The 6,251-nt window shown below is 49.5% G+C and carries 6 protein-coding genes; all 6 read right to left on the bottom strand.

Annotated elements, in window-relative coordinates:
* Positions 1 to 262 precede the first annotated feature (262 nt).
* The 6 genes from F4X88_18625 to F4X88_18600 all read right to left on the bottom strand — a co-directional run bounded on the left by F4X88_18625 (position 263) and on the right by F4X88_18600 (position 6,163).
* The gene (locus F4X88_18625) at positions 263 to 973 is read right to left on the bottom strand and encodes an HAD-IA family hydrolase (GenBank protein ID MYA58304.1); all 711 of its coding nucleotides are present in this window, start codon (positions 971 to 973) and stop codon (positions 263 to 265) included.
* A gap of 2 nt (positions 974 to 975) precedes the next feature.
* Positions 976 to 1,695: an HAD-IA family hydrolase gene (locus tag F4X88_18620; GenBank protein ID MYA58303.1), complete on the bottom strand. Its 720-nt coding sequence runs from the start codon at positions 1,693 to 1,695 to the stop codon at positions 976 to 978.
* A 134-nt stretch (positions 1,696 to 1,829) separates the two neighbouring features.
* Positions 1,830 to 2,519, bottom strand: a complete 690-nt coding sequence (gene queC / locus F4X88_18615; GenBank protein ID MYA58302.1) for a 7-cyano-7-deazaguanine synthase QueC — start codon at positions 2,517 to 2,519, stop codon at positions 1,830 to 1,832.
* A 135-nt stretch (positions 2,520 to 2,654) separates the two neighbouring features.
* The gene (locus F4X88_18610; protein ID MYA58301.1) at positions 2,655 to 3,182 is read right to left on the bottom strand and encodes a hypothetical protein; all 528 of its coding nucleotides are present in this window, start codon (positions 3,180 to 3,182) and stop codon (positions 2,655 to 2,657) included.
* 14 nt (positions 3,183 to 3,196) lie between these two features.
* Positions 3,197 to 4,429: an MFS transporter gene (locus F4X88_18605; protein MYA58300.1), complete on the bottom strand. Its 1,233-nt coding sequence runs from the start codon at positions 4,427 to 4,429 to the stop codon at positions 3,197 to 3,199.
* An 81-nt stretch (positions 4,430 to 4,510) separates the two neighbouring features.
* Positions 4,511 to 6,163, bottom strand: a complete 1,653-nt coding sequence (locus tag F4X88_18600; protein ID MYA58299.1) for a hypothetical protein — start codon at positions 6,161 to 6,163, stop codon at positions 4,511 to 4,513.
* Between the last annotated feature and the right edge of the window lie 88 nt (positions 6,164 to 6,251).

Below are 6,251 nucleotides of genomic sequence, written 5' to 3'. Positions count from 1 at the left end.
CAGTCTTTGAGGCGATCTGTCAATGCGATATAATCTCTTAGAAATGGTATTAGTTCTGCCGAATCACCGCCGCATCAAAGGCTCAACCTTGCGCCGAATTTGTACTCAGGCTGGAATTGCCAGAGATACTTTCCTGGAAGCTTATAAGCGGATATAAAGGTGAGTTTAACAACCATCAAAGTGAGTGCCAGTTATGCAAGGTGAGTGCCAGTTATGACAGCACCATTCTACTATGGGATATGAAACCTTATCTTTCCTGAATCTAGAACTCAGCGAGGAGTTTGGGCAATTCGGCGAGGCTCTGAATTGTTTCCTCCCATCTGCCGGATTGGGTGCCGTCTCTGTCAAGCAGTATCGGACGAATCCCTACACCTTGTGCCCCGACGACATCCGCCTCATACGTATCCCCGACATGGACGACTTCCTCTGCTGAGACCCCGACTGCTGTGAGCGCGTAGTGAAAGATATACGGATCCGGTTTCTCAGACCTGACACGCACATCGTGCGAGGCAACAATCGCATCAAAATACTCGGCGATTCCCAATCGTTCGGTGAGTGGATCCAGCGGCGTATCCCAATTGGAAACAATCGCTAACTTGAAACCCGCATCCCGCGACTTCTCAAGTGTCGGAACGACATCACTGTAGAGGGTGCCACTGTTCGCAGCAAAGAGATAGTGTCCAGATTGCAACAACTCCCACGCTATCTGCTCCACGTGCTTCTCAATACCGACTTCTCTTATAAATTCGCATTCTCGCTTCATCACAGTTATCGACAAGTCCAGCAGAGAGAATTCGGTAGTAGGGTCGGGTGCCGATGTGCCAGCAAAGAGGCGTTCCATGGCTGTTTCACAGCGTTCCCAATTGACCTCAACGCCATACCTTTCAGCGATTCTTTCAAGGTTTTCTTCAAGGGAATGCTTGTGAAAATATAATGTTTCGTAAAAATCAAAGAAAATGGTTTTTATCATCATCCTCACGTAATGGAAAGCAGTTCAGGTAATTGGGACAGGTTCTGGATCGTCTCGTGCCATCTGCCAGTTTGTGTGCCGTCTCGGTCAATGAGTATTGGACGGATCCCCGCATTTTTTGCTCCAATGATATCCGCCTCATACGTATCCCCAACATGGACGACTTCTTCCGCCGAAGCACCGACGGCTTCGAGCGTATAGTTGAAGATGTGCGGATCCGGTTTTGCTGACCGAACGCGTGCATCGTGCGAGGCAACAATTATATCGAAATAGTGCGCAATACCGATCCTCTCGGTAAGCGGATCCAACGGTGTATCCCAATTGGAAACAATCGCTAACTTAAAGCCTGCCTCTCGCAAATGCTGAAGTGTCGGAACGGTATCGTCATAGAGCCTCGCGGCATTAGCAGCAAAAAGTGAGTGTTCAGATTGCAAGAGTTCCCATGTCATCTGTTCCACATGTTCTTGAACACCGAGTGCCTTTACAAATTCGTAGTAACTCTCAATGATCTCTTGCATCGTTTCAAGGAGGGCATGTTCCGTAGGATCGGACCCTGACGCATCGGCGTAGAGATTCTCGCGTGCCGTTGCATAACGTTCCCAATCAATTTCAAACTGGTACCGCTCTGCAATTTTTTGGAGGCTTACCTCAAGCGGCTGCCCCCAAACGCACAGCGTTTTATAAAAGTCAAAGAAAACTGTCTTTATCATTTTTTTAACGATCATGCGTGTGCGGTATCGACGATGTCGATACCGATCTAAAATTGATTAGAACCTCTTTTAGGTTATAAAAGGTCTCTTAACGATTCAGAAGCCGAAAGGAGGCAGGAACTCAGAAGCATTGTTAGGAAAAATCGCCATCAGATGTAATGGGTCAGATCGGGGATACCTGCTTCTTTAAAGCCCCTTTTTCGGAGCAGGCAGCTATCACATCTACCGCATGCGCTCCCTTCGGTATCCGGGTCGTAGCAACTTAAGGTGAGACTGTAATCGACACCGAGTGATGCCCCAATTCGGAGAATCTCCGCCTTCGTTTTGTCAATGAGTGGGGCGCGAATTCTTAATTTCGTTTTTCCCTCAACACCGGCTTGTGTCGCGAGATTTGCCATTGTTTGATATGCCTCTATATATTCCGGACGACAATCTGGATAACCGCTGTAATCGATAGCGTTGGCTCCGATGAAAATAGTATCAGCAACAAGGACTTCCGCATAAGCGAGGGCATAGGAGAGAAAGATTGTGTTTCGGGCGGGGACGTAGGTTATCGGTATGCCCGTTTCCATTTCCGAATCAGATCTATCCTTGGGGACTTCAATATCGGTTTCCGTCAATGCGGATGCCCCAAAGGTCCGCAGATCAATATCAACGATGATGTGCTGTCTGGCACCTAATGCCTTTGCAATATTTTTCGCACACTGGAGTTCTACTGCGTGTCGCTGACCATACCGAAAACTCAGGCAATATGTATCGTAGCCTTCATTGCACGCGATAGCAAGCGTTGTTGTTGAGTCTAAGCCGCCACTGAGTAAGACAACCGCTTTTTTAGGCACCGATTTTCTTCCCAAAAGAAGGGGAAGGTTGGCAAATTGGCAAGTGTTCTAAATTTTGCAAGTTATATTTAATACACAACCTAACTTCAGTTCACTTTAACTACACTTTACAACCTTCCACCTTTTTAATCTTTTCTATTGTTGTTCAAACTCTAACTTCGCGAACCGCATAAAGATGCCGCCCCCCGGTCTAGCAAGGGGTCCGTTGATCGCTAAGCATGCGATGACATGTTTCGCACCCGGTTCCGCGCTTTCGGTGACAACAACGCGTTGCGGCGTATTGAAACCCGAGGCAGCACCACGTCCTGACTCTCCGAAAGCCAAGTCAATTTCGCCGTCAACCCAGACTTCACCGTAATCATCAATACATGTGTTAAACCACACCTGTGAGCCAGCAATTGAGACTCCGTCAACTTCCTCTGGAAGTGTCACGGTAATCCGATACCAACCGAAGCAAAGTCCTGTCGAGATAAACTCTTGGATATCCTCACAAACGGGCCAGTCCGAGTCGTCGTAGTCGGCAAGACGCGCAGGCGTTTCCGGCAATTGATCAACCAAACCCCCGTTCGGTTCACCAGGGACGAGCCCATCGCCATAACGCCATTCGGAATTCGTGAGTTCACGATGTTCCACATTTTCTAAATCAAGCTCTGCAATAATCATTATCTATTCCTTCCTTAGTTTGAATCGTTAAAAAGTTTATAGGCAATAGCCGTTGAAAAAATCAGGAAAATTCCTGCAACAATAAATGGAACGTGAACAGAGAAGTTAATCAAAAAACCGCTCGCAACATAACCAAGAAGAAATCCGGTGCTCCATGCTAAATGTGTGAGACCGACCCCGTGTCCCTTCTCATGAGCTTCGGTGAATTCGTTGATGAACCGAGGGATCGTCGTTGAAAGGCCCCACGCCGCGCCTGCACCAAGTATTCCGAAAACCTCCAACGCGATTAAAGAATCATGAAAGAACGCCACACCAAAAGCGAGGAGCGTAACAAGCGCATTCGCCATGAGAGCAGGCGTGCGGTGCCCAATCGCATCACATATTCTACCAACAGCTAATTGACACCCGAAAGCAAACAACAGACTCACCGCTCCATAGTAGCCTGTCGCCTTCACGCCAGCGATACGCGCAATCAAGATCGGCATCAGCAAGTTCACAGAACCCCAATAATAGGTCGGGAAAACCCGTAAACCGATCAGCAGTTTCATGTTCCGCCGCCGACTCAGATCTATATATGCGCCAATATTCAGGGTCGATTTCCATATACCACCCTGCTTCCGCTGGCTATTAGAAGACGGCTGTCGTGCCAATCGCGGTAGAAAGAAACACGCACCGATGAACAGAACACCTGCCAAAACCACGGCACCGATCCCGAAAACACCATAGTCGATACGATCTATGACTTCCCCAGCGATAGCACTCCCGACTGCACTCCCAACGGTCATATTGATAAAGTACAGTCCTGTCGCCACCCCCAATCGGTTTGACGGCACAACACTAATGAGATACGTTTGACCGCCCGCGGTTTTGAACCCGGATGCGATACCTTCGTAACAGAGGATACCCCAAATGAACAGCGGCGTTTCTGTCGTGAAAAGCCCACCTACGACGACTGCCCCTGTCATCCCGATGAGTATAGCGGGTTTCCGCCCAAATCGATCGCTAAGCGTTCCTCCTATCAGCGCCGATATCCCACCTAACCCGATAGGCAGTGCGCGCAACAACGCTGCGAACAGTGCGGTCTCTTTTAAAATCGTCTCCGCGTAGACCGGAAACAACATCTGGACCGGTCCTGTTACCAAACCGACAACGAACACGATGGCACAAAGAAAAATAAAACCGCGGCTCCACATTCTTTTAACGATTAAATCTGAACTGCTGCGTCCGTTGTCCTGGCAGTCTTCCAATTGTTAACAAACTTTTCATAACCTAAAGTGAGTTTCTTAACAATTTTAGATCGGTGTTGACAACGGAAACACCGCCCAAATTTAATTGTTAAAAATACGGATCAGACTATCTGTAATGTTCGGTGCAGCCGTGCCGAGTCCACACGCGCTCGTTGCTCGCATCACTGCCCCAATCTCCGAGATGAGTGCCTCCGAATTCGGTTGCAAAGGGTCGGACAAAAGTTCCACCAGTCGATGCGTGCCGATACGGCATGGGAAACATTTTCCACACGATTCCTCAGCGAAGAACTCCATAGCGTTACGTGCGACATCGAGCATCTCTCGCGTGTCATCAAACACTATGATTCCCGCCGCGCCGAGCATCGCACCCACCTCTTGGAAACTCGGCTCGTCAATAGTAATGTCAAAGTCGGCTTCAGCGATGAACCCACCGGATAAACCTGCTGTCGTGATCGCTTGAATTGCGCGTCCCTCTGGAGGGCCACCTGCCCATTCGTAAAGGAGCGTCTTTAACGGAAGTCCGAATGGCACCTCGTAGTTCCCCGGTCGCTGGATGTCACCGGAGAGACTGATAATTTTTGTGCCTGCCAAGTTTTCATCACAGCTGAGATTTTTATACCATGCTGCGCCGTGCCGTAAAATCTGGACAGCAGCGGCGAGTGTCTCTACATTGTTGACAGCGGTGGGTAAGTTTTCAAACCCGTGTGTCACAGGATAAGGCGGACGATTCCTTGGAAACGGATGTTTCCCTTCCAAACTGTTCAATAGCGAGCCTTCCTCCCCGCAGACATAAGCACCGGCACCCCGTCGAATGTAGATGTGGAAGTTGAAGTCTTCATCCCCATGTTTCTCTCTGCAGATAGCATCACCAAGCAGTCCTGCCGCTTCTGCCTCCGCGAGTGCGTGCTCAAGCACCTTTAAGGTTTCTGGGTACTCATAGCGGAGATAAATGAATCCGCGCGTCGCGCCTGTTGCGTAGGCAGCGAGTGTCATCCCTTCAATCACAGCGTGTGGATCGTAATCCAGAATAGCCCGGTCCTTGAAACACCCCGGTTCACCCTCATCGGCGTTACAGACGATCGTTTTGGGTTCGCCGGGAGCATTCAAAACCGATTCCCATTTCATGCCTGTTGGGAATCCTGCGCCACCTCTACCCGCAAGTTGACTCTCTTTAAGTATTTCAATTACATCCGTTTGTGTGAGTGTTGTCAATGCTCGGGTCAGTGCTTCATAGCCGCCCGTGCGCCGATAGCCTTCCAATGTATTGCGTTCGGGTTCGCGGATCTCGGCGAAGATGCATTCCTTACCATCACCCGGGTATGGTGGTGGTAAAGGGGTGGGTTGCACGGAGAGCGTTTCTACCTGTTTCCCGACGCGGACCTGATGTCCCTTCAACACAGGCACACAATCGTCGCATCTTCCAGCACAGGGCATTGGGGTCGCGCCTTCATCTTTGAGTGCCTCAAGAATTTCCAATCCACCTTGCAACCGACAGACGGTTCCTGTACAGACGCGCGGTGCATCCTGTCCTGGAGTTTCACGCGCAAAATGGTGATAGAACGTTAACGTGCCGAAGAGTTCAGCAAGCGGGATCCGAAGTCCAACTGCGATATCGCGAAGGACTGCCTCCGATATAAACCCGTCTCGGTCGTGGAAGGCGTGTAACAATGCAAGCAACGGAGCGGGTTCATCGCGCCACTGGGCAATCACTTCTCGATTCGTCGGGGATGTCATCTATTTCTCCAATAACGTGTGCTATGATCAAAATTGCATAAGTCCTGCTTATGCAGTTTACCAATTTTCTGGCTTCACGTCAAAACTT

The organism is Candidatus Poribacteria bacterium, from assembly GCA_009839745.1.
Classification (GTDB): Bacteria; Poribacteria; WGA-4E; order WGA-4E; family WGA-3G; genus WGA-3G.
The sequence above is the reverse complement of the archived record's forward strand: the minus strand, read 5'-3'. Positions and strand labels throughout refer to the sequence as shown.